Source organism: Actinoplanes sp. G11-F43 (assembly GCF_050589265.1).
In the GTDB taxonomy this organism is placed as follows: domain Bacteria; phylum Actinomycetota; class Actinomycetes; order Mycobacteriales; family Micromonosporaceae; genus Actinoplanes.
The window spans coordinates 19,289-42,140 of the sequence record NZ_JBNZCE010000002.1 but is presented as its reverse complement, the minus strand read 5'-3'; the positions used below and the strand labels follow the sequence as shown (position 1 = coordinate 42,140).

Here is a 22,852-nt window from a genome sequence, read left to right as displayed (position 1 = left end):
CACCACCCGGAACCTAGTTCTTCTGCAGCCAGTCCAGGATCGCGTCGATCGGCTCCTGCCAGCTGGTCTCCAGCATCAGGTAGTGGCCCATGCCGGGGAAGAGCAGGGGGGCGCCGCCGTACCGGGTCGCCGCCCGGTCCAGGGCCGGCCTGCCGACCACCCGGTCGTCCGGGCTGCCCACCACGAGTGTGGGCGGGTCGCCGACCGGGTCCGGCAGGGTGTCCCGGCCGAACAGCTCGGCCCGCGGCCGGGCGCCGATCCGCTCCAGGTGGGCGGCGGCCTCCTCGGCCGGCAGGGCGGTCCCGAAGAGCTGCCGGGCGGAGAACGTCAGCCGGCCGCCGAACAGCGCCGGGACCGTACCGGCCGGGTTCGCCTTCAGCGCCGAACCGAGCGCCGCCCAGCCGTCCAGCACCGGGGCCACCAGGACGGCCGCGCGGGCCGGATACCGGCCCAGGGCGCGGGCCACCACCCGGCCGCCGGTCCCGTGCCCGATCAGCACCGTCCGGCGGGGCAGCGCGGCGGCCGTCTGCACCACGTCGTGCGCCTGGGCGCGCAGATCACCACCAGCCCGCGGGGTGACGGCGTGCGCCGGGAAACCACGGGCGGCGGCATGCGCCAGCCAGTGCTCGGCGAACGCCCACGCGCCGTGGCCCATGCCCGGCACGAACAGCAGCGGCGGGCGGCCCTCGTCGTCCTCGGGCAGCTTCGAGACGAGCTCCCGGTCGCCGGGCGGGACCGGATCACTCCAGTCCTGGAAACGGAGGATCTCGCTCATTTGGTGCCCTCCATGCGTACCAGCAAGCTTTCGATCGCCTGGAGGTAGTCGACGTGACCGACCTCGAACCAGTACCGCCGGGCCGGCACCACCCGGCGCCGCGACCACGACTCCAGCGGGCGCTTCGACTCCTCCCGCTGCACCGCGAGCGCCTTCTCCGGATCCCGGGCGCGCAGCTTCAGCCAGCGGGCCACCGCGACACTCTGCCAGTGCGCCACCGGGAAGAGGCCGCTGTCCGGCTGGACCAGGCCGACCACCGCGAGCGTCGGGTGCGTCCGGGCGAAGACGTGCAGGTGCAGGTCGGGGCGGCCGTGTTCGTCGGCGTCCAGCAGCTCCGGGGCGGCGAAGTCGAACCGGGGCCGGTACCCGGTCGCGGTGATCACCAGGTGCGGCTCGATCCGGCGGCCGTCGGCCAGTACCACCTCGGCGCCGTCGTACCGGGCCACGTCCGGCACCGGCTCGATCCGGCCGTGCCCGACATAGTGCGGCAGCAGGCCGTTGACCACCGGGTTGCGCTCGTTCGGGGTGTGCTCCGGCGCCGGCATCCCCCAGCGGGTCAGGTCGGCGGCGATCCGGCGCTGCCGGCGGCGGCGCAGCCAGGACGGCGCCCGCTCACTGGCGAGCTGGTCGGCCGGGCGGCTGCCGACATATTTCGGGGCGAACCAGTAGCCGCGCCGGGTGGAGTGCCACACCCGGTCGGCGTGCTGGGCCGCCTCCACCGCGATGTCACAGCCGGTGTTGCCGCCGCCGATCACCAGGATCCGTTTGTTGCGCAGCCGGGCCGGGTCCTTGTACGCGTTGGCGTGGATCACCTGCCCGATGAAGTCACCGGGGATCTCCGGGGTCACCGGGGACCAGTTGTGCCCGTTGGCGATCACCACGGCGGCGTACCGCTGCACCCGGGTGGTGCCGCCGCCGGTGGACCGGATGGTCACGTCCCAGCGGCCGTCACCGACCGGGACGATCTCGGTGACTTCCATGCCGTACCAGATGTCGTCGCCCAGGCTGAAGTGCTTCGCGTACCGCTCCAGGTATTCCAGGACCTTGCCGTGGCCCGGATAGTCCGGCCAGGTGTCCGGCATCGGGAAGTCGGGGAACTCGGTCAGCGGGCGGGAGGAGACGAGATGGGTGCCGGCGTAGACCGGGCTGCGGTCGTGGCGCCAGTTCCAGGCACCGCCGACGGAGGTCTCACGCTCGTAGCAGTCGACCGCGAAGCCCTGCTCGCGGAGGTTCTTGATAGCGGTCAGGCCGCTGGCGCCGGCACCGACGACGCAGACGGCGTCACCACGGTCACCCAGGTCCGGGGAGTCTTGCACCCGGCGATCCTCGCAGACGGCGAGCCTAGGAGGAAGGGAGCAAAAGGTCCACCACGATCGGTAAATGATCACTCGCTACGCGTGCCCGGTCAGTCGAGATGATCTCGTAACGTTCGATGGCCACCCCGGGGCCGGCGAAAACCCCGTCGATACGCCGGCTGGGCGCCGCCGCCGGAAAGGTCGGCAGGTCACCGGACGAGCCGGTCAGCCCGTCCTCGACCATCCGCCAGGCACTGCCACCCGGGCCCTCGTTCAGGTCGGCGGCCACGATCAGCGGCCCCTTGACCTGGTCCAGCTCGGCCTTCCAGTGCGCGGCCTGAGCCGGCCGCTCCGCCGGATCGGTGGCCAGATGCGACCCGGAGACGGTGAACCGGGCCCCGTGCACCGCGCCCTCGGCGAACACCGCGCCCCGCATGTGCCGGCCGGGAGTCAGCGGATAGCGCAGGCACCAGGACCGCCGGACCCGCACCCGCAGGCTCACCAGCAGCAGATTGCCCAGCGACGGCAGCCCGCCCTCGGCGACCACCAGACCGGTCTCCGAGGCGAGCGCCGCACACTTCTGCCGCCACCGGAACCGGCGCGGCGCCTCCTGCACCACCAGCACGTCCGGGGCCAGCTCACGGATCAGGCCGGTCAGCGCGGCCCGGTCGTCCCGCAACCCGTGCACGTTGTAGCTGACCACCCGCAGCGGAACCCCGGACATCCGGCCTCAGACCCCGCGCGCCAGGTCGGCGGCGCCGACCACACCCGCGTCGTTGCCCATCAGCGCGGCGTGGATCCCGGCCACCGGGAAGCGGTCCCGGTTGGCCAGCTGCTCCCGGTACGCCCGCTCGATCGGTCCCATCAGCAGCGGGCCCGCGTCGATCACGCCGCCGCCGATCACCATCACCTCCGGGTCCAGGCTCTGCGCCAGATCCGCCAGGCCCACCCCCAGCCAGTAGCCGACCTGGGCGAACGCGTCCATGGCCACCCCGTCGCCGGCCCGCGCCGCCTCGGTGATCTGCCGGCCGGTGATCGCCAGGGCGTCACCGCCGGCCAGCTCCAGCAGCCGCGCCGCCCGGTCCGGCTCCTGCCGCGCGCCGGCCCGGCCGAACCGGACCAGGGCGTTACCGCTCGCGTACTGCTCCAGGCAGCCCAGCCGGCCGCAGCCGCACGGGTGGCCGTCCGGCACCGACTGGATGTGGCCCAGCTCGGCGGCGATGCCGTGGGCGCCGTGCCACAGCCGGCCGTTGATCACCACGGCGCCGCCGATCCCGGTGCCCACCGTGATCATCACCATCGAGTCGGCGTTCCTCGCCACCCCGAACCGGAACTCCGCCCAGCCGGCCACGTTCGCGTCGTTGTCCAGCACCACCGGCAGGCCGGTGGCCGCGCTGACGTACGCCTGCAGCGGCTCATCCCGCCAGGCCAGGTTCGGCGCGAACAGCACCGTCGAACCGGCCGCGTCGATCCACGCGGCGGCGCCGATCCCGATCGCGGTCGCCTCCGGATGCAGTTTCGCCAGCTCGATGGCCACCTCGACGATCGTGTCCCGGGTGCCGGCCGGGTCGTCGGCCGGCGTCGGCCGCCGGTTCGACGCGAGCACCGCCCCGTGCTCGTCGACCACAGCACCGGCGACCTTGGTGCCGCCGACGTCGATTCCGATGGTCAGCGTCACGCTGCCCGTCCCCTCTGCAAACAGTTCACACCGCGCCGCCGGGGCGGGCGCCGTCGCCGGGCCCCGGGTCACGGTCCTCGGGCGCCGAGGCACCCCGCTCATGATCCACGCTACGGGGCCGGTCGCCGGCGGCCGTCTCCGGCTCCGGCTCCGGCTCGGCGGCGGTCGCCATGGCCCACACGTCGCCCCGGGACGCGCCCGTAGACGATGCTGCGGGCCCGGTACCCGTACCTCCATGGCCGGAAGTCCCGGCCGCACGGGCCGCCTGGGCCAGCGCGACCGCCTTGGCCACCGCCTCCTCCGCGGCCACGGCGCGCGCCCGGGCCGCCGCGGCGGCCTTCCGGGCACGTTCCCGCTCGGCCTCCGCCGCCTCCGCCGCCGCCTGGCGCGCGTCCGCCGCACTGGCCGCGCCCCACGGATCGGTGCGCTCGTCGGGTTCGGCCGGGGCCGGCTCCCCCGAGTCGGCCCGGGTCGCTCTGGACCAGGCCTGGTCGGGTGCGGGCGCCGGCTTGGGCCGGGGCTCCGGGGTGCGCGGCTGGGTGGCCATCGACGAGAAGGCGCGCATCAGCCCGGCCACCCCGCTGGCGATCTCCCCCGCGCTGGTGGCGAGCCGGTCCGCGGTCTCCGGACTGGGGTCACGGACGGCCGCGATGGCCTTGCAGACCGGGCAGACGCAGCACTCGGCGCTGCCGGTCGCCCAGGACCCTCCGGTGGCGTCGGCGTTGTTGCCACTGACACTGTTGAGCAGGCCTTTCACCGACTCGCCGAGGTGACCGATCCCGTCGGCCGCCTGGCCGACCGCGGCCCGCGCCAGGATCGTCGCGACCAGCCGTTCCGCTTCCTCCCGCGCTGACCCGGGCATGTGAAGCTCCCCTCAGGCCGTGGCCTGGCTCTCGACCCGGCGCTTGAGCTCCTTCAAGGCCGTGTCCATGATCATTTTCTCCGCTTTGCGGCGGAACATGCCGAGCATCCCGATCGCCAGGTCCACCGCCAGGGTGTACGTCACGGTGGTGCTGCCGTCCGGGTTCTCCACCAGGTCGTACGACCCCTGCTGGGACCGCTGTGTCCTGGACGGCTCGACCAGATGCCACTCGATCCGGGACATGTCGTCGGCGTACGCGTACTCCAACGTGTATTCGTCCACCAGGACGGTCGCGTCGATCTGGAACGCCACCTGGGCGGCGAAACCGTCCTCGTACTCCTCGACGACCTCCGCCCGTTTGATCGACTCCGCCCACTCCGGATACGACGCGAAGTCGCAGATCACCGCGGCCACCCGGGCCCGCGGCGCATGGACCTGGATCGACTGTGCCGAGGTGTCCGCCATGCACGGCAGGCTACCTGCCGGACGCTCCCCGGAACCGCACCGGGGCGTGCGCGAACGAGCCGATGGCGGCCCCGGCCAGTACCATCCGTGACGTGCCAGCCCTAGTCAGTGGTCCCGCGCGTATCCGCCCGGCCGAAGCCGCGGCGCGCGTCGTCATGCTCATGCTCGTCGCCGCGCTGACCTTGACCGCCACCGGCGATCCACGTCAGCTGGGCTGGATCGGGTTGCTGGCGATCGCGGCGGTGCCCAGTTTCGTCGCCCGCGGCCATGCCGTGCTGGCCCCGCTGGGCCGGGCCGCCGAGGTGGTGGTGACCTGTCTGGCGGCCGGCTGGGTGGCCGCCGCGGCACAGGTCGCCGACCGGGTGGACGCCGGGTTCGGCGCCGAGGCCGTCCTGCCGTACCTCTCGGTGCCGCTGCTGACCGCGGCACTGCGACGGCGGCCGGCCGAGGGGGTGTGGCTGCTCGGCATCGCCGCCGCCACGATGGTGGCCGGTGGCGCCCTGGCCGAGCCGGGTGAGCCGCTGCGCCAGCCGGGCTATCTGGCGGCCTGCGGGCAGTGGCTGGTGCTCGGCGCCATCATCACGTTCGCCGCCGAGACGATGCGCCAGCTGCTCCAGCCGCCGGACCCGACGCCTCAGCCGTACGCCGAGGCCACCCGTCTGCTGACCCAGCTCCGCAGTGTGGCCCGGTCCCTGCCCGGCGCGACCCTGGACCCGGGTGGCATCTCCGAGCACCTGCTGGAGGAGCTGCGGGCGGTGGCGCCGGGGCACCGGGCGGCGGTGCTGTCGGCGAGCGGCGGTGGCCGTCTGGTGGTGCTGGCGCAGACCGGTGCGGAGCGGGTCGACTGGGAGACCACGCTGGACGCGGATTCCGGGATCGCCGACGCCTGGGCCACCCAGCAGCCGCAGACGGCCAGCCGGTCACAGGCGCGCAGCCACCAGGGCGGCGAGGTGTCCTCACTGGTGGTGCCGCTGGTGGCCGGGGTCCGTACGATCGGGTTGGTGATCCTGGAGACGGACGCCTCGGGGGCGTACCCGTCGGCGGTTCTCCAGGCGGTGACCGAGGTGACCGGGCCGGCGTCGCTGCGGCTGGAGGCCGCCCTGCTCTTCGACGACGTCCGCTCGCTGGCCACGAACGAGGAGCGTCAGCGCCTGGCCCGGGAGATCCATGACGGGGTCGCCCAGGAGCTGGTGATGGTCGGTTACGGCATCGACAACGCGCAGGCCACGCTGCCGGAGGGTGCCGAGGAGACGGCCGAGGAGCTGCGGGCGCTGCGGGCCGAGGTGACCCGGGTGATCACCGAGTTGCGGCTGAGCCTGTTCGAGTTGCGTTCCGAGGTGGACCGCAACGGCGGTCTGGCCCCGGCGATCGCGGAGTACGCCCGGACCCTGGGCACCAGCGCCGGTCTGCGGGTGCATTTCACCTTCGACGAGTCGACGGCCCGGCTGCCGGCCGCGACCGAGGCGGAGCTGCTCCGGATCGCGCAGGAGGCGATCACCAACGCCCGCAAGCACGCGGGGGCGTCCAACCTGTGGGTGACCTGTGCGATCGACCCGCCGTACGCGCAGATCGAAGTGTCCGACGACGGCAAGGGGTTCGCGGACACCCGCCCTGACGGACGCTACGGTCTTACCATCATGGCGGAACGCGCTGAACGCATCCGAGGCCGTCTCAAGATCACGCCGCGACACCCGAGCGGGACAACCGTCGCCGTAGTGCTCGGAACACCGCCTCGGCGCGATAGCGTGCGAGATGGCGTTTCAGCTCCAGAAGGGGAGTAACCCGAGCATGTCGACCAGTCCGGCGCCGACGACGCGCACCAAGGTCCTCCTTGTCGACGATCACGACCTGATTCGTAAGGGGCTGCGACACGCATTCGAGCGCGACCGTCAGTTCGAGGTCGTCGGCGAGGCCGCAACGGCGGCGGAGGCGGTGCGCCAGGCCGGCGCGCTGCAGCCGGATGTCGTGATCATGGACCTCCGCCTGCCCGACGGCAGTGGCCTGGAGGCCACCCGCGCCCTGCGGAAGAACAACGCGAACATGGGCATCGTGGTCCTGACCATGTATGCCGGCGACGACCAGCTGTTCGGCGCTCTCGAAGCCGGGGCCAGCGCGTTCGTCCCCAAGACCGCTCCCGCGGACGAGGTGGTGGCGGCTGCCCGGCACGCCGCGTCGGCGCCGAGCGCGTTCACCGCGGCCGATCTGGCCGAGGCGATGAAGCGTCGTCTCGCCCCGTCCGGTCCGCAGCTCTCGCCCCGTGAGGGTCAGGTGCTCCGCCTGCTCGCCGACGGCATGAGTGTGGCCGGGATCGCCAAGCAGCTCTTCGTCTCGGAGTCGACGGCGAAGACCCACATCTCGAAGTTGTACGAGAAGCTGGGCGCGGCGAACCGGGCGCAGGCTCTGATGACCGCGCTGCGCCTGGGCCTGCTGGAGGCCCCGGACGCCCCGAAGTTCTAGGTTCTGTGTGGCGGATCGCGTGGGAGCGAGGCGCGGTCCAGCCGCGCCGCAGCCCCGCGGGACCCACCACACAGAACCTAGGTATTCCGGACAGATTCGGCGTTTCTGATTTCCGGCGCCGAATCTGTCCGATACTGACCGTCACTCCTCCAGGGCCAGCAGGACTTTCCGGAGGAGCCCGTTGAGCTGCACGAGTTCGTCGTGGCTCAGCGCACTGAGGGCCCGCTGATCGACGGCCATGCCCTTGAAGATGTACCTGTTCCACATCTCCCGGCCGGCTTTGGTGGGCCGCACGATCACCCGCCGCCGGTCCGCGCCGTCCACCTCGCGCGTGATCAGCCCGGCCTCGTCGAGCCGGTCCAGGCGGCTGGTCATCGCCGCCCGGGTCACCTTGGCCGCCTCGGCCAGCTGGGCCGGGGTCGCCTCGGTCGGCCACGGCTGGACCATCAGCACGTGCAGGGTCTTGTAGTCCTGCACGGTGAAGCCGTCGGTGAAGATCTCCAGGTCGGCCCGGTCGATCCAGCGCTGGATGTGTTTCATCCGGGTCAGCGCCCCCTCGACCTCGGGGGCGAAGGCGGGTTCGTCCTTCCAGAACGACGCCCAGCGGTCCACGTGCTGATCCACACCGTCTTTCATACGCCAAGTGTGCCACGCATCTGACTATTCGATTGCTAATAGTCAGACGTTGAACTACCGTCTCGGCTCATGACTCGTGACTTCCGGCTGCTCGCCGTCGGCCAGGGCTTCTCCTGGCTCGGCAACGCCTTCCAGACCGTCGCGCTCGCCGTCGCGGTGATCACCACCGGCGGCGGCGCCGGTGACCTCGGCCTGGTCATGGCCACCAACATCCTCACCCTGCTGGCCGGCACCCTGTTCGGCGGCATCTGGGCCGACCGGCTCCAGCCGCAGCGCGTCATGGTGCTGTCCGACGTGATCCGGTTCGCCGCCACCGCCGGCATCGCCGCCATGTTCAGCACCGGCGGCTACCACCTGGCCCTGCTCTGCGCCCTCACCGTGGTGTCGGCCGGGGCCGGCAGCTTCTTCAACCCGGCGATGAGCGCCCTCAAACCGCTGCTCGTCCCGGCCGAGGAGCGGCAGCGGGCCAACGCCACCCTCAGCCTGCTCCAGTCGATGTGCGGGGTCGCCGGGCCGGCCACCGCGGGCATCACCGTCGCCGCCTTCGGCGCGCCGGCCGGGTTCACCGTCAACGCGGTGAGCTTCCTGCTGTCGATGGCCGCCGTCGCCTTCATCGGCGTACGTGCCCCGCGCGGCCCCCGCTCGTCGGCTCTGCACGAACTGCGCGCCGGATGGTCCGAGGTCCGCGGCCGCACCTGGCTGTTCAGCAACCTGATCGGCGCCAGCACGTACCACGTCGCCAACGGGGTGATCCTGGTCCTGGTGCCGATCATCGCGATGGAACGGCTCGGCGGCCCGCACGCCATCGGCTGGATCGCCGCCGCCGAAGGCCTGGGCGGGGTGATCGGCTCGGCGATCGGGATGCGGTTCCGGCCCCGGCGGCTGCTCTTCGCCGGCCTGCTCGCGCTGCCGCTGATGTCGGTGTGGGTGTTCGCGTACGTCTGGCCCGGCACCCTGGCCGCCATCATGATCGGCGCGGTGATCGGCTACGCCGGCCTGCTCTTCTACGACGTCGCCTGGGACACCTCGCTCCAGGAGAACGTGCCGCACCGGGTCCTCGGCCGGGTCAGCTCCTGGGACTACATGACGTCGTTCGTGGCCATGCCGATCGGCAACGCGCTGGCCGGGCCGCTGTCCGACCACTTCGGCATCGACCGGGTGCTCACCGTGTGCGGGTGCGTCCTACTCGCCGCCGGTGTCGGGATGCTGCTGGTGCCCGCCAACCGCCGCCTGATCCGCACCGGCCGGCCCGCCCCCGCCCTCCAGCACGCCGGCTAACGCGGCGATCAGCTGCGGCTTGGCCGGCACCCCCGTGGCACGGCGCACCTCACGCCCGTCCGCGTCGAGGATCAACAGCGTCGGCGTCCGTACGATCCCCAGCTCACGAACCTCCGCCAGGTGACTCTCCGCATCCACCTCGACGTGCCGCACCCCCGGCAGCAGCGCGGCCACCTCGGCACTGACCCGCCGCACCGCCCGGCACGGGGCGCAGAACGCGGTGGAGAACTGGAGCAGTGTGGCGTCGGCCGGCTCGACCCCGAGCCGTTCCAGCAGTTCCCGCATCCGACGATGATCGCTCGCGGTCACGCCGACTGGTAGGCGCTGGCCTGCAATGTGAACAACTGCGCATACAGTCCACCGGCCGCCATCAGCTCCTCGTGGTCCCCCTCCTCGACGACCGACCCGTGATCCAGCACGTAGATCCGGTCCGCCTCCCGCACACTCGCCATCCGGTGCGTGATCAGCACGACGGTCCGCCCGGCGGCCAGCTCCCGCAGCCGCCGGTACACCTCGTGCTCGGCCCGCGCGTCCAGGTTCGCGGTCGGCTCGTCGCAGATCAGCAGCGGCGCGTCCCGGTGGAAGGCCCGGCTCACCGCCAGCACGGCCGCCAGCGTCGACTTGCCGGACCCGTTCTCCCCGACCAGCGCGATGATCTGCCCACGGCGCACCACCAGGCTGACGTCGTCCACCGCGGGCCGCTCCGCATCCGGATAGGCGAACGTCACGTTCCGCAACTGGATCTCGGTGAACCCGTCCGGCGCCCGGCGGCCCGGCTCCGGCTCGGCCCGCGCCGTCGACAACTCGCAGAAGCCCTGGAAGTCGGCGAAGTACAGGCCCTGCTCGTACACCCGGTTCGCGGTGAACGCCAGCTCGGTCAACTTCCCGATCCCCATGTTGATCGCGTAGGCGGCGGCGCCCGCGGTGGCCAGCGCCATCCGGCCGGTCCACAACAGCCAGAACAGCATGGCGTACGCCAGCCCGGTCGCCAGCCCGCTCAGCGCCTGCCCCAGCAGATTCGTCCGCACCACCCGCCCGATCACCCGGATCTCCTCGTTCGTGGAGACCCGCAACAGCCGCCCCACCTCGGCGAGCAGCACCCGCCGCACCGTGAACGCCCGCAACTCGGCCGCCGGCTCCCGCGCCGCCAGCAGGTAGCCGAGCATCCGCTGCCGCCGCCACACCGCGATCAGCCGCAACCGCGACCGGTAGTTCAACTTCGCCGACCGCACCGCCGCCCACGCCGTCGGCACCACCGCCAGCACCAGCATCGGCAGCAGCGCCGGATGCAGCACCGTCAGCACCCCCGCCGCCACCCCCAGCCCCACCAGATGCGTGAACAGGTCGATCCCGTGATCCACCAGCTGCTGGGCGGCGCTGATCCCCCGATCCCGGGCCCGCTCCATCGCATCCCGCCACGACGGATCGTCGAACGTGGCCAGATCCACCCGCGTCGTCAGATCCAGCAACCGCATCTCCGCCGCCTCCGACACCATCGGCGACAGCCGCCCATGAGCCGCGGTGGCAGCCGAAGCCAGCAACCCCCGCACGGCAAGAGCAAGAACGAGCAGAGCCAGCGACGGTACGGCCGCCCGCACCCGATCCGGGGTGGGCCCCGCCCGCAACAACCCGTCCAGCACACCCACCACACTGATCAGCCCCACCGCGGCCGCCACCCCCGCCGCCACCTGCGAGACCAGAACGGCCAGGGTGGTGCGGCGGCTCGCCCGCCAGCCGAGCAGCCAGGCCTCCCGCAGCAGCCGCGGAAGCCGCCGGACCATCCGCGGGAACGAGGTGTTGGCCGCTTCCTCGGTGCTGGTCAGCCAGTAGGGAAGGTCCAGTTCCCCCTCCTGATCCGCCAGCATCCCCTCACCGGGCGATCCCGGCCGGCTCTCTCCCTGCCGGGTCTCCCCCTCGTCGGCGTTCGTCCCAGGATCAGCTTCCGGCATCGACGGCCACCTCTCGGTTCCCTCGCCGGGGCTCCGCGACCACGACCGCCCCGCAACGCACGGACGCCCCGCCACTCGACGCGCCGGAAGCTCCCGCCCCGTTCCTACGCCGCCCGCCCCACCCCCGTCCACCGCCTGATCCGGATTCCGCGTTTCATTCACGCTCATCCAGTCCCACCCCGCCCCGGCGCGCAGAGAGTGGCGGATCATCCTCGGCCGGAAGCCTGATCTCATTCCGGCCGGAGTCTTGATAGCTTCCCGGGCCATGACCACCGAGATGCCCGGCCCGCGCCTCCCCACCGCCGCCGATGAGGACCGTTTCTGGTCACTGATCGAGTCCGCCTGGGCGTCTCTCGGCCCGGAACCGGCGGCGATCCGGCACCGGCTCCTGCATCGGGGACCGGACCACGACGAGGGCGATCTGTACTCCCTCGGCCCCTGGCTCGATCCGTTCCTGGACCGCCTGCGCGCCATGTCCGCCGACCTGTCGAGCATCGAGTTGACCGATTTGGATCGGGTACTGGAGCGCAAGCTGTTCGACATCGACCGCGCGGACGTCCAGGAGGTGACCGACGGTTCCGACGACGGTTTCCTGTACGCGCGTGGCTACATCGTCGCGTCCGGGCGGGCCTTCTACGAGGCGGTCAAGGCCGATCCCGAGGTGGCGATCGTCGACGCCGAACACGAGTCGATGTGCTACTTCTTCGACCGCGTGCATCGCGAGAAGTTCGGCGACCACACCGAAACCGGCTCAGGCATCAGCCGCGAATCAGGCTCCAACCAGTCCGGCTGGCTCTGACCCCACCGGTCAGAAGATCACGGCCGGTCCCGCTCCACGCCCTGCCCCGCCGAAATCCCGAAACCCTCAGGATGCGAGCAGGGCCTCCAACCGGGACGCCTGTTTCTCCCAGCGCCACTCCTGCTCCACCCATGCCCGGCCGGCCTCCCCCATCGCCTTCGCCTTGACCGGGTCGGACAGCAGGCCGGCGACCCGGTCGGCGATCGCGGGGACGTCGGTGCCGCCGACCACGTAGCCGGTCTCGCCCTCGCGGACCGCGTCGGGTGCGCCACCCGAGTCGCCGCCGACGACGGGCAGGCCGGTGGCGGACGCCTCCAGGTAGACGATGCCCAGGCCTTCGACGTCCAGGCCGGCGGCGCGGGTGCGGCACGGCATCGCATACACATCGCCGGCCGCATAGTGGTCGGGCAGCTCCGCCCAGGGCACCGAACCGGTGAAGACCACGTCGGACTCGACGCCTGTCTCCCGGGCGAGCCGTTCCAGGTTTTTCCGGTAGGGCCCGCCGCTGACCAGCAGCAGCGCCGCCCCGGGGACTCGCCGGCGAATCTCCGGCATGGCCCGGATCAGCATGTCCTGGCCTTTGCGCGGGACCAGCCGGGACACGCAGACGACCACCGGGCGGCCGGTCAGCCCATACCGCGCGCGGACCGCGGAGCCGTCGACGCCGGGGTGGAACTTGTCGACGTCGACGCCGGGGGCGAGGCGTTTCAGCTCGGTCAGGCCGTGCAGGGCCTTGTCCAGCCGGGTGCGCTGGAACTCGCCCAGGTAGGTGATCACGTCGTTGCCCCGGGCGATCCGGCGGAGCAGGCCGCGGGCGCCGGGCAGCGCGGCCCAGCCGATCTCGTGGCCGTGGGTGATGCCGACGGCCCGGCGGATGCCGGTGGTGCGGCGCAGACCGTGGGCGAGCAGGCCGAGTGGGGCGGCCGCGCCGAACAGGACGCTGTCGCAGTCGTTGGCCCGCGCGATCTCGGCGGCCCGGCGGGCGACGGCCGGGGTGGGCAGCAGGATCCCGGTCTTCTCCCGGACCACCTCGAACGGCTGCTCGGCGTCGAACTCGGCGGCCCCCCGCCAGGTCGACGAGTAGACCACGATCGACCCGGCCGGCTGCCGCACGGCCAGGTTGTGCACGAACTGCTGGATCCCCCCGGGCCGGGGCGGAAAGTCGTTGGTGACGAGCAGCGTCCGCCCCATCAGCGGTCTCCCCGGGCCCAGGCGCGGGCGGCGGCCATCCGCTGCACGGTGGACGGGTGCGAGGCGAACATGGTGTGCTCCCAGGACGGCGGGTCGGGGTCGGACAGGTTGACGGTGCCGAGGCGGCGCTGCATCGCCTCGAAGGTGGCCGGGTCGCCGGTCAGGGCCATCGCGTGGGCGTCGGCGCGGGCCTCGACCCGGCGGGACATCCAGGCCTGTGCGGGCCCGGTGACCAGGCCGGCCAGGGTGGCCACGGCCAGGAGCAGACCGATGGCGCGGGGCTCGGCGATCGAGTCGACCCGGGCCAGGTCGAGCAGCCAGCGCCAGGAGCCGAGCAGGTAGAGGAGGACCACGGCGAGGGCGGCGCCGAGCGCGCCCATGATCGTGCCGGTGAACACGTCGCCGTCCTTGGCGTGGCCGAGCTCGTGGGCGGCCACCGAGACCACCTCGCCGGGGGTGGCCTCGGTCAGCATGGTGTCGTAGACGACGATGCGCCGGGTCGGGCCGAGGCCGGACACGTAGGCGTTGACCGCCCGGGTGCGCCGGGAGGCGTCGGCGACCAGGACGTCCTTGACCGGGACGCCGTCGCGCTCGGCCAGCTCCAGCAGCTCGGTGCGCAGTGGGCCGTCGGCCATCGGGGTGAACCTGTTGAAGACCGGCTCGACCAGCACCGGCAGCACGAACGAGAGCAGCACCACGAGCCCGGCGGCCCCGGCCGCGCCGAACGCCCACCACCAGCGGGGCGCGAAGTGGGTGACGGTGAAGAAGCCGGCCAGCACGACCGCGCCGAGCACCGCGCCGACCCCGAGGGATTTGAGCAGGTCGACGCCCCAGCCGCCCCAGCTCTGGGTGGAGATGCCGTAGCGGACCACGATGGTGTGCCGCCACGCGGCCAGCGGCAGGGTGATCAGCTCGGTGAGGAGGACGATGGCCAGTCCGCCGAGGACGGCGCGGGCCAGCCAGTGATCACCGAACGGCCGCCCGGCCAGCTCGACGAGACGGGAGCCGAGTGGGGTCAGCCCGAGGGCCAGGGCGATCAGCAGGCCGAGGAGCATCCCGGCATAGCGGCTCGGGCGCAGCTCGGCGTGGAAGGCGCGGGCGCGGGCCACCTGCTCGGCGGGCAACTGGCCGAGGGCGGCGAGCTGGTCGGCCCGGGGCGCGGGTGACCGGTGCCGCGGCACGGCGCTGACCGCGAACGCGACCAGGGCCACCAGCAGCACGGCGAACGTGCCGACCGCCCACAGTCGCGGCGTCATCGCCGATCACAGACCAACATCGAATCCCTCCGGTGTCACGCCACCCGTGTGACCGCCAATCCTAGAGATCCCGCGGGCGAACCGGCGCGCCGGCGACGCCGCCTGTGGAAAACCGCGGGCGAACCGGCGCGCGACAACACCTGTGGATGAACCCACCCACGAAGATGATCACGCCACGTCACGACGCGACCGGTAGAGCGGGACCTCGACCGGCGGCGGTGGCGTCTCCAACAGCTCCACCTCGAACCCGGCCAACTCGAAAACCTCGATCGCCCGCAACTCCCCGGGAGTCAGATCGGTGATCCCGTCCGGCGTGTCGCTGAGCACGCTGACCAGGCATCCGGTGCACTCATCGGTCTGCTCGGCACAGCGCCCACAATCGATGATCATCACCCCTCCTCACGTGGAGGCCGGCGACGCCAAAGGATGAGCGACGAGCCGACCACCATCGGTGACCATCACGCTAAGCGAGGGGTACGACAGTTTTCTACGATCGGGACAGCCGTCGCAGCAGCGAATCGGCACCCATCGGGTACGCGCCGTGCCGCCGCACCCCGTCGGCGACCTCCCGGTCGGAGGAGACCACCACGATCGGGCGCCCCGGCGGTTCGGCCCGCACCAGCCGCCGGATCAGCTCGTCGGCGGTCATCCCCTTGCGGGAGAAGAGGACCCGGACCCCGCGCGGTGCGGGCGGCAGCCCGTGCACCCGCTCGGCCCCGTCGAACACCACGGTGACCTCGTCACCGGTCTGCGCGGCGATCCCGCCGAGCCCGGTGATCAGGCGTTTGCGCTGCTGCTCCAGGGACATGTCGGCGAAGCCGCGCTTGGTCACGTTGTACCCGTCGACCACCAGGTGCGCCCGGGGCAGGGCGAGCAGCTGGTCGAGCCGCCCGGGGTCGTCGGTGTCCTGGGCGCGGGCGGTGGAGCGCTCGGGGGCGCCGGGCCGCTCGGCCGAGGTGTCGGCCACGAAGTCGGCGGGGAGTTTGTCGGCCGGATTGAGCGCCAGTTCGCGGCGCAGGCCGGTGGCGGCCTGATTGATCGTCTCCAGGAGCAGCCAGAGGCGGGCGTCGTCGACGGCCCGCGCGTCCTTGGCCGCCTGTCTACCGGTGGACGCGGCGGCTTCGGCGTCGGCGAGGCGGGACTTGAGACGGCGTACCTCAGACTCGTGGTCCTGGTTGACGCGCGTAGCGCGGCCCTTCTCGGTGGCCAGCAGATCCTGCGCGCGTTTCTGGGCGGCCTGGGCCTCGCGCAGCGCCTTGGCGGTGGTGCGCGCCTCCTCGCGGAGCTGGCCCAGCTCCTCCCGGACCCGGGCGAGTTCGTCGCGGAGTTTCTCGGCTTCGACCCGGGCCACCGCCCGGTCGTGTTCGGCGCGGGTGGCGCGCTGTTCGGCGGCCCGCACCTGGGCGGTGACGGCGGCACTGTCGGCTTCGGCCCGGACCGCGTCGCCGGCGGCGGCGATCAGCTCGCGCCAGCCGTCCGGGCGGGCCAGGTAGGCCAGTGCGGCGACCTCGACCGGGTCGGCGGCGGCCGGGGCGACTCCGCTGGTCACGGCGGCGCCCAGGTCTCCGGCCTCGGTCACGATCCGGGTGCCGATGCGCTGCCGGAAGAGTGGGTCGGCGACGAGCTGGGCGGCGATGTCCCGGCCGCCGAGGCGGGCCCGGCGGTTGGGGGCGAAGCGGGCGACCCGGCGCAGGGCGACGGGCATCTCGTCGGCGGGGAGCCCGGGAAGGGCGGCGGCGGCCAGCACGGTGATCCGCTGGCGGACCGCCTCGGGCAACACCGGTTCGGGTGAGATATCCGTTTCGAGTGACAAGCCGGATTCCAGGGAGAGGTCCGCAGCCTCCGGTACCGCCTCCTCCTCGGGGCGGCCCTCTGGGTTCAGCAGTGCGGACATCCCCCCATTCTCACACCGTGCACGGCGTATTCGCCCAGTGGAGCAGGTGATCTTTTCCCGGCCCGGCGCTGGTTAGTGTCATACCCCCGCTCTATCGTTGCCGCCCGTGACGCAACCGGCCTACGTGCAGGGCACTCTGGACACGCTGCTGGCCGCCGACGGGTCGGTCGAGCCGGCCGCGCTGTCGCTGGCCGACACCACGTTCGTGGTGCTCGACCTGGAGACCACCGGCGGAGCCCCGGACGGCGGCGGGATCACCGAGATCGGCGCGGTGAAGGTGCGGGCCGGCGAGCCGCTCGGCGAGTTCGCGACGCTGGTCAACCCGGGTGAGCCGCTGCCACCGTTCATCACCGTCCTGACCGGCATCACCGAGGCGATGCTGCGCCCGGCCCCACCGATCGAGGCGGTGCTGCCGGCGCTGCTGGAGTTCCTGCGCGGCGCGGTCCTGGTCGCCCACAACGCGCCGTACGACGTGGGCTTCCTGAAAGCGGCCTGCGCCCGGCACGGTCATCCGTGGCCCAACCCCCGGGTCCTGGACACCGCCGCGCTGGCCCGCCGGGCACTCACCAAAGACGAGGTTCCCAACCGCAAATTGGGTACGCTCGCCCACTTCTTCCGCTCGCCGGTGCAACCCAACCACCGCGCGCTGGACGACGCCAAGGCCACCGTCGACGTGCTGCACGGGCTGATCGAGCGGCTCGGCAGCTTCAAGGTGCACACGCTGGGTGACGCGATCGAGTTCGCCAAGGCGGTCACCCCGGCACAGCGCCGGCAACGGCACCTGGCCGACGGGCTGCCCCATGTGCCGGGGGTGTACATCTTCCGGGCCGCCGACGACCGGCCGCTCTATGTGGGCACGTCGAAGGACGTGGCGACCCGGGTGCGCAGCTATTTCACGGCCGGGGAGAAACGCGCCCGGATCTCCGAGATGCTGACCGCGGCGGTGCGGGTGGAGGCCGTCGAGTGCGCGCACAGCCTGGAGGCCGAGGTCCGGGAGTTGCGGCTGATCGCGGCGCATGCTCCGCCGTACAACCGCAGGTCGAAGTTTCCGGAGAGGGTCGTCTGGCTGAAGCTGACCGCGGAGGCCTACCCCCGCCTGTCGGTGGTCCGGCGGCTCGCCGAGGACGGCGCCACCTACCTGGGCCCGTTCTCCTCCCGGCGGACCGCCGAGCTGGCCGCGGCCGGCGTCTACGACGCGGTGCCGCTGCGGCAGTGCAACCACAAACTCTCGCTGCGCTCGAAGACGCCGGCGTGCGCGCTGGCCGAGCTGGGCCGATGCCCGGCGCCGTGCGAGCACGAGATAACCCCTGAGGAGTACGACGTACGGGCGGCGCTGCCGTTCCGCACCGCGACCTCGGGTGATCCGGGGCCGGTGATCGAGGCGATCCTGGCGCGGATCGACGGGCTGTCGGAGAAACAGCGCTACGAGGAGGCGGCGGTCGTCCGGTCCCGGCTGATCGCGCTGCTCCGGGCGCTGATCCGGATGCAACGGCTGGAGGCGCTGACCCGGCTGCCGGAGATGGTGGCGGCCCGCCGCGACGACAAGGGCGGCTGGGAGATCGTGGTGGTCCGGCACGGCCGGCTGGCGGCGGCGGCCACCTCGCCGCCCCGGGAGCATCCACGCCCGACGCTGGACGCGGCGAAGCTGACCGCCGAGACGGTGCGGCCCGGATTCGGCCCGGTGCCGGCCGCCACCGCCGAGGAGACCGAGCGGATCCTGGCGTGGCTGGAGAGGCCGGACACCCGGTTGGTGGAAACGTCGGGGGACTGGGTGTCACCGGTTCGTGGCGCGGTGCGATTCACCGGCCTGCTGAACAGGGCTGAAGCTGCCACTTCGGGGAAAGACTCGTCCGTTCGCCTATCGGTAACTGACCGTTTGGATGACGCTCGCTCGCTTAGGCTGTAAAGCAAGCAGCTTCTTCGCAAATGATTCGTCACATTTGTGGGCCTGGACCTTGGCGATCAGGCCCCTCCGATGATTCGCTTGCGAAGGAGAAATGCGAGGCGACTCCACGCACCGGGTGAGGCGTGGACGATCGGTGAGGGGGTGTCCGGGTGGACGTCGACGCCGGCCACGGCGCCGCATTCGGTCGTGCTCTGCCGACCAGCACGTCCCCCTCGTTCACGCGACGACTGCGTTCGCTGTTGAACTTCCAGCACAACGACGACGATCCGGTCGCCGAGCTGGCGAGGACCCACCGCAGCATCCACGCGTCCGCCGACGTGGCCATCCTGCGACGCAGCTACCAGATCGCCGAGAGCATGCATCGCGGTCAGATGCGCAAGAGCGGCGACCCGTACATCACCCACCCGCTCGCCGTCGCACAGATCTGCGCCGAGCTGGGCATGGACACCACCACCCTGGTCGCGGCCCTGCTGCACGACACCGTCGAGGACACCAGCTACACGCTCGAAGCGCTGCAGGGCGACTTCGGCAACGAGGTGGCCCACCTGGTCGACGGGGTGACCAAGTTCGACAAGGCGTACTACGGCAAGGCCGCCGAGGGCGAGACCATCCGCAAGATGATCGTCGCCGCCGGCAAGGACGTCCGCGTCCTGATCATCAAACTGGCCGACCGGCTGCACAACATGCGCACCCTCGGCGCCCGCTCCACCGCCAGCCGGGCCCGCATCGCCACCGCCACCCTGGACGTGCTCGTCCCGCTCTGCGACCGGCTCGGCATCCAGGCCCTCAAACGCGACCTCGACGACGTGGTGCTCTACCACCTGGAGCCCGACTCGTTCGCCCGCATCGACGAGCACGTCAAGAACCGCCCCGGCTGGGACGACTATCTCGCCGACGTCTCGCAGAAGGCCCGCACCTCACTGCGCCGCTCCCAGGTCACCGCCGAGGTCACCCCCCGGCCCCGGCACTACTACTCGATCTGGAAGGACACCGTCGCCGGCGACCATCCGGTGCCGCTCGACCTGCCCCGCATCGCGGTCGTCGTCGACGGGCCGGACACCGACTGTTACGCCGCGCTCGGCGCCATCCACGGCAAGTGGCGCCCGGTCGCCGGCCGGTTCAAGGACTTCATCGCCTCCCCGAAGAACAACCTCTACCGGTCCCTGCACACCACCGTGGTCGGACCCGACGGCCGGCTGGTCGAGGTGCTGATCCGGACCAAGACGATGCACCGCTACTCCGAGTACGGCGTGGCCACCAGCTACCGGTACCCGAAGGAATCCGACGAGCCACCAGGCGCCGACCAGCTCACCTGGCTGAAACGGGTGCTCGACTGGCAGCAGGACACCACCGACGCGGCCCAGTTCCTCAGCTCGCTGCGATGTGACCTCGCCGAAGGACAGATCACCGTCTTCGCGCACGGCAACGCGTACGAGCTGCCCAGCCAGTCCACACCGGTCGACCTGGCGTACGAACTCGGCCCCCGCCACGGTGACCACTGTCTCGCCGCGACCATCAACGGACGGCTCGCACCGCTCAGCTCGCCCCTCCGCGACGGTGACGTCGTGGAGGTGTTCTCCGAGGCCGAATCCGAGCCGGACGCCTCCCGCGGCCCCCGCAAGGAATGGCTCGGCTTCGTCAAGTCGAGCCAGGCCCAGATGCAGATCAACAAGTTCTTCGACGAGAACAACCAGCCCGGCATCAGCATCGCCGACAAGGTTCGCCTCGGCCGCGCCACCATCGGGCTCACCCTCCGCAAACACGACAGGGGCCTGGCCAGCGAGGTGCCCCTGCGCCGCCTCGCCGAGGAACTCGGCTACCCCGACCTGGAGACCCTCCTGGTCGCGGTCTGCGAGCGCAGCCTCGAACCGGACGCGGTGGTCGAGCAGCTCATCGCCCTCGTCGACCACCCCGACTGAAGCGTTCGCCGTCCCCCGTTAGCCTTACGCGCGTGAACATTCAGCGGCAGATCCGCGGCTTCGCCTATCAGGCCTTCTACGGGCTGCCCCTGCCGGTCCGCCGCCGCATCGCCCGGTTGGTGTCGCCGAAGTACCTGGTCGGCGCGGTCACCGTGGTCCGCGACTCGGAGTCCCCGCAGCGCATCCTGCTGCTGCGCCAGCCACCCGGCCGGGGCTGGGGCCTGCCGGCCGGCCTGCTCAAGGCCCGCGAGTTGCCCGCGGTCGGCGCGGCCCGGGAGCTTTTCGAAGAGGCCGGTGTACGGGTGGAGCCCGGTGACCTGACCGCCGGCAACCCGAACGCGATCATCCACCCCAACGGCGGCGTCGTCGACACGGTCTGGTTCGCCTCGGTTCCCGCGTCCAGCACTCCCCTGGTGGTCGACGGCGGCGAGGTCCTGGAGGCCGCCTGGTTCCCGGTCGACGACCTGCCCAAGCTGACCTGGCCCACCGAACGCCTCCTCGGCATCTACGGCATCGGCCCCCGAGCCGGCGAGTTGCCCCCTTCACTCCCGTCCGGCAGCTACCACGCCTCCTTCCCGGGCGACCCGCAGTGACCCCCGCACCGCCCCTCGGTCCGCCCCGCCCCACTGATCTCGCTCACCCCAGCGTTTTCCCCACGCCCGGCACCGCCCCCACGCCGGGCACTTCCCCCACGCCGGGCACTACTCCTCCTCCCGGCACCTCCTCCACGCCGGGCACCCATCCCGCTCTCGATGTCTCCCCTCCTCCGGGCGGCTTCTCCAACTCGGGAGCCTTCTCCCCTTCAGGCAGGCTGCAATGACCACCGCCATCCCCGTCGCCGGGGTCGTGTTCGCCGCCGGCGAGGGCACCCGCCTCCGGCCGCTCACCGCGACCCTGCCGAAAGCGCTCTGCCCTGTCGGCAACCTGCCCCTGCTCGACCACGGACTGCGCCGCCTCGCCGGTCTCGGCCTCACCGGACCGGCCACCGTCGCCGTCAACGCCGCATACCTGGCCGACCAGGTGATCACCCACGTCGGCGACCGCGCGCACCTCTCCGTGGAACAGGACGGCCCGATCGGCACCTCCGGCGGCCTGGCCCGGCTGCGCCCGTGGCTGGACGGCCGCGCGGTCATCGCCGGGAACGCCGACGCCTACCTCCACGACCCGTTCCGCGAACCCGGCAAGGACATCGCCGCCCTGCTCGACGGCTGGACCGGCGACACCGTCCGGATGCTCACCCTGCCCTGCCGCCCCGGGGAGACCGGCGGGTTCAGCGGCCAGCGGTTCGCCGGCTTCTCCCTGATCCCGTGGCGCTACCTCAAGGACCTGGCCGACGAGGACAGCAGCCTGGTCCGCACCGTCTGGCGCCCGGCCGAGGCCGCCGGCGACCTGGAACTGGTCCCCTACGACGGCTACTACCTCGACACCGGCACCCCCGCCGACTACCTGACCGCCAACCTGCACGCGGCAGCCGGCGGCCTGCTGGCGGACCCCTCGGCCGTGGTCACCGGAACCGCCACCGAATCAGTGCTCGGCGCCGGCGCCCGGGTGGACGGCGTGATCCACCGTTGTGTCCTCCTCCCCGGCGCCCATGTCGCCCTCGGCGAAACCCTGTCCGACGCGATCCGCACCTCCGACGGCCTGACCATCCGCTGACCTCTTCTCCCGCTGCCTGGCCGCACTTCCCGTCCTCCCGCTGCCTGGCCCGCTCTCTCGTCCGGAAGCTCTGCCCCTCGCTTCCGTCCTGCCTCCTGCCCTGCTCTCTCCCTCTATGTCTGGTCGCGCCTTCCGGCCCTCTCACCGCGGCCTCGCCATCCGCCCTGCCCGATCGCACGGGTCGCGCCCCTCACCCCACTCACCCCGGCCTCGCCGCCCGCCCTGCCCGATCGCACGGGTCGCGCCCCTCACCCCACTCACCCCGGCCCCGTGCTCTCGCGCCGCTCTCCGAGGCCGGCTCCCCGTCCTCGCCTTCCGCCCTGCCGACGCTACTCGGGCCGCGGCTTCCGGCCGCCCGTTGTCCACAGGCCCGGCCGTCATCCACAGGCGTGTGCGGGCCGAACGCGGAACGGCATAGCATGGGGCCGACCGAGATCCGCCCTCACAGTTGAGGAGCCCGCTGGTGAACACCGCGATCGTCCACATCGACTGCGCCACCGACTCGATTCCCGAGGTGGCCGAGGCCCTGGCCGCGCTGGACGGCGTGAGCGAGGTCTACTCGGTCGCCGGCGGCGTCGACCTGATCGCGATCGTCCGGGTGCCGCGCTTCGACGACATCGCCGAGGTGATCGCCGGGCGCATCTCGAAGACCCCAGGCGTGATCAACAGCGAGACGTTCGTGGCGTTCCGGGCCTACTCGAAACACGACCTGGAGGACGCGTTCGCCATCGGCCTCCCCGACGCCGACTGATCACCACCGCGATCCCACCCGGCTCTCACCTGGAGATGACCTGACAACTGAATCACCGAAGTGGCTGCTGACCGACCAGTTCAGC

The 22,852-nt window shown here is 72.1% G+C and carries 22 protein-coding genes; 9 read left to right on the top strand and 13 right to left on the bottom strand.

Features of this window, described 5'->3' with window-relative positions:
• Positions 1 to 13 precede the first annotated feature (13 nt).
• The 6 genes from ACQ0O7_RS01075 to ACQ0O7_RS01050 are packed head-to-tail and all read right to left on the bottom strand — an operon-like array spanning position 14 to position 5,075.
• Positions 14 to 775: an alpha/beta hydrolase gene (locus ACQ0O7_RS01075; RefSeq protein ID WP_430779805.1), complete on the bottom strand. Its 762-nt coding sequence runs from the start codon at positions 773 to 775 to the stop codon at positions 14 to 16.
• Complete coding sequence (locus ACQ0O7_RS01070) at positions 772 to 2,091, bottom strand: flavin-containing monooxygenase (protein ID WP_430779804.1); 1,320 nt, start codon at positions 2,089 to 2,091, stop codon at positions 772 to 774. Before ACQ0O7_RS01070 ends, ACQ0O7_RS01075 begins: the two co-directional genes overlap by 4 nt.
• Positions 2,092 to 2,116: 25 nt before the next feature.
• Positions 2,117 to 2,794, bottom strand: coding sequence for an endonuclease/exonuclease/phosphatase family protein (locus ACQ0O7_RS01065; RefSeq protein ID WP_430779803.1), 678 nt, complete (start codon positions 2,792 to 2,794; stop codon positions 2,117 to 2,119).
• Positions 2,795 to 2,800: 6 nt separating this feature from the next.
• On the bottom strand, positions 2,801 to 3,748 hold the full coding sequence (locus ACQ0O7_RS01060; protein WP_430779802.1) for an ROK family glucokinase: 948 nt from the start codon (positions 3,746 to 3,748) through the stop codon (positions 2,801 to 2,803).
• Positions 3,749 to 3,773: 25 nt separating this feature from the next.
• Entirely contained in the window at positions 3,774 to 4,610 is an 837-nt protein-coding gene (locus ACQ0O7_RS01055; RefSeq protein ID WP_430779801.1) for a hypothetical protein, read from the bottom strand.
• A 12-nt stretch (positions 4,611 to 4,622) separates the two neighbouring features.
• Positions 4,623 to 5,075: an SRPBCC family protein gene (locus tag ACQ0O7_RS01050; RefSeq protein ID WP_430779800.1), complete on the bottom strand. Its 453-nt coding sequence runs from the start codon at positions 5,073 to 5,075 to the stop codon at positions 4,623 to 4,625.
• Positions 5,076 to 5,167: 92 nt separating this feature from the next.
• Between ACQ0O7_RS01050 and ACQ0O7_RS01045 the strand changes: the two genes are divergently transcribed.
• Positions 5,168 to 6,856, top strand: a complete 1,689-nt coding sequence (locus ACQ0O7_RS01045; RefSeq protein WP_430779799.1) for a GAF domain-containing sensor histidine kinase — start codon at positions 5,168 to 5,170, stop codon at positions 6,854 to 6,856.
• Positions 6,857 to 6,863: 7 nt separating this feature from the next.
• Complete coding sequence (locus ACQ0O7_RS01040; RefSeq protein ID WP_014688640.1) at positions 6,864 to 7,532, top strand: response regulator transcription factor; 669 nt, start codon at positions 6,864 to 6,866, stop codon at positions 7,530 to 7,532.
• 141 nt (positions 7,533 to 7,673) lie between these two features.
• Here ACQ0O7_RS01040 and ACQ0O7_RS01035 read toward each other — a convergent pair whose 3' ends face one another.
• Positions 7,674 to 8,168, bottom strand: coding sequence for a MarR family winged helix-turn-helix transcriptional regulator (locus tag ACQ0O7_RS01035; RefSeq protein WP_430779798.1), 495 nt, complete (start codon positions 8,166 to 8,168; stop codon positions 7,674 to 7,676).
• Between the two features lie 69 nt (positions 8,169 to 8,237).
• Here ACQ0O7_RS01035 and ACQ0O7_RS01030 point away from each other — a divergent pair, with 69 nt between their 5' ends.
• Positions 8,238 to 9,446 (top strand): MFS transporter, encoded by a 1,209-nt coding sequence (locus tag ACQ0O7_RS01030; protein WP_430779797.1) that lies wholly within the window; start codon positions 8,238 to 8,240, stop codon positions 9,444 to 9,446.
• Here ACQ0O7_RS01030 and ACQ0O7_RS01025 read toward each other — a convergent pair.
• Both ACQ0O7_RS01025 and ACQ0O7_RS01020 read right to left on the bottom strand, forming a co-directional pair.
• Positions 9,351 to 9,731, bottom strand: a complete 381-nt coding sequence (locus ACQ0O7_RS01025; RefSeq protein ID WP_430779796.1) for a TlpA family protein disulfide reductase — start codon at positions 9,729 to 9,731, stop codon at positions 9,351 to 9,353. The two genes, ACQ0O7_RS01030 and ACQ0O7_RS01025, sit on opposite strands and share 96 nt — an antisense overlap.
• Positions 9,732 to 9,751: 20 nt before the next feature.
• Positions 9,752 to 11,395 (bottom strand): ATP-binding cassette domain-containing protein, encoded by a 1,644-nt coding sequence (locus tag ACQ0O7_RS01020; RefSeq protein WP_430779795.1) that lies wholly within the window; start codon positions 11,393 to 11,395, stop codon positions 9,752 to 9,754.
• A 265-nt stretch (positions 11,396 to 11,660) separates the two neighbouring features.
• Here ACQ0O7_RS01020 and ACQ0O7_RS01015 point away from each other — a divergent pair, with 265 nt between their 5' ends.
• Positions 11,661 to 12,194: a DUF4240 domain-containing protein gene (locus ACQ0O7_RS01015; protein ID WP_430779794.1), complete on the top strand. Its 534-nt coding sequence runs from the start codon at positions 11,661 to 11,663 to the stop codon at positions 12,192 to 12,194.
• 66 nt (positions 12,195 to 12,260) lie between these two features.
• Here ACQ0O7_RS01015 and ACQ0O7_RS01010 read toward each other — a convergent pair whose 3' ends face one another.
• The 4 genes from ACQ0O7_RS01010 to ACQ0O7_RS00995 all read right to left on the bottom strand — a co-directional run bounded on the left by ACQ0O7_RS01010 (position 12,261) and on the right by ACQ0O7_RS00995 (position 16,535).
• Entirely contained in the window at positions 12,261 to 13,385 is a 1,125-nt protein-coding gene (locus tag ACQ0O7_RS01010; RefSeq protein WP_430779793.1) for a glycosyltransferase family 4 protein, read from the bottom strand.
• Positions 13,385 to 14,641 (bottom strand): M48 family metallopeptidase, encoded by a 1,257-nt coding sequence (locus ACQ0O7_RS01005; RefSeq protein ID WP_430779792.1) that lies wholly within the window; start codon positions 14,639 to 14,641, stop codon positions 13,385 to 13,387. The genes ACQ0O7_RS01010 and ACQ0O7_RS01005 overlap by 1 nt, the downstream gene beginning before the upstream one ends.
• Positions 14,642 to 14,809: 168 nt before the next feature.
• Positions 14,810 to 15,031 (bottom strand): hypothetical protein, encoded by a 222-nt coding sequence (locus tag ACQ0O7_RS01000; protein WP_430779791.1) that lies wholly within the window; start codon positions 15,029 to 15,031, stop codon positions 14,810 to 14,812.
• Positions 15,032 to 15,128: 97 nt separating this feature from the next.
• The gene (locus ACQ0O7_RS00995) at positions 15,129 to 16,535 is read right to left on the bottom strand and encodes an NYN domain-containing protein (protein ID WP_430779790.1); all 1,407 of its coding nucleotides are present in this window, start codon (positions 16,533 to 16,535) and stop codon (positions 15,129 to 15,131) included.
• Positions 16,536 to 16,641: 106 nt separating this feature from the next.
• Between ACQ0O7_RS00995 and ACQ0O7_RS00990 the strand changes: the two genes are divergently transcribed.
• From ACQ0O7_RS00990 to ACQ0O7_RS00970, 5 genes are all read left to right on the top strand, one after another.
• The gene (locus tag ACQ0O7_RS00990) at positions 16,642 to 18,441 is read left to right on the top strand and encodes a DEDD exonuclease domain-containing protein (protein WP_430779789.1); all 1,800 of its coding nucleotides are present in this window, start codon (positions 16,642 to 16,644) and stop codon (positions 18,439 to 18,441) included.
• Positions 18,442 to 18,590: 149 nt separating this feature from the next.
• Positions 18,591 to 20,360, top strand: a complete 1,770-nt coding sequence (locus ACQ0O7_RS00985; protein ID WP_430779788.1) for a RelA/SpoT family protein — start codon at positions 18,591 to 18,593, stop codon at positions 20,358 to 20,360.
• A gap of 32 nt (positions 20,361 to 20,392) precedes the next feature.
• Positions 20,393 to 20,953 (top strand): NUDIX domain-containing protein, encoded by a 561-nt coding sequence (locus tag ACQ0O7_RS00980; RefSeq protein ID WP_430779787.1) that lies wholly within the window; start codon positions 20,393 to 20,395, stop codon positions 20,951 to 20,953.
• A 223-nt stretch (positions 20,954 to 21,176) separates the two neighbouring features.
• A complete protein-coding gene (locus tag ACQ0O7_RS00975) occupies positions 21,177 to 22,016 on the top strand; it encodes a nucleotidyltransferase family protein (RefSeq protein ID WP_430779785.1) in 840 nt (279 codons plus the stop codon).
• 463 nt (positions 22,017 to 22,479) lie between these two features.
• On the top strand, positions 22,480 to 22,767 hold the full coding sequence (locus tag ACQ0O7_RS00970) for an Lrp/AsnC family transcriptional regulator (protein ID WP_092546969.1): 288 nt from the start codon (positions 22,480 to 22,482) through the stop codon (positions 22,765 to 22,767).
• The last annotated feature ends 85 nt before the right edge of the window (positions 22,768 to 22,852 follow it).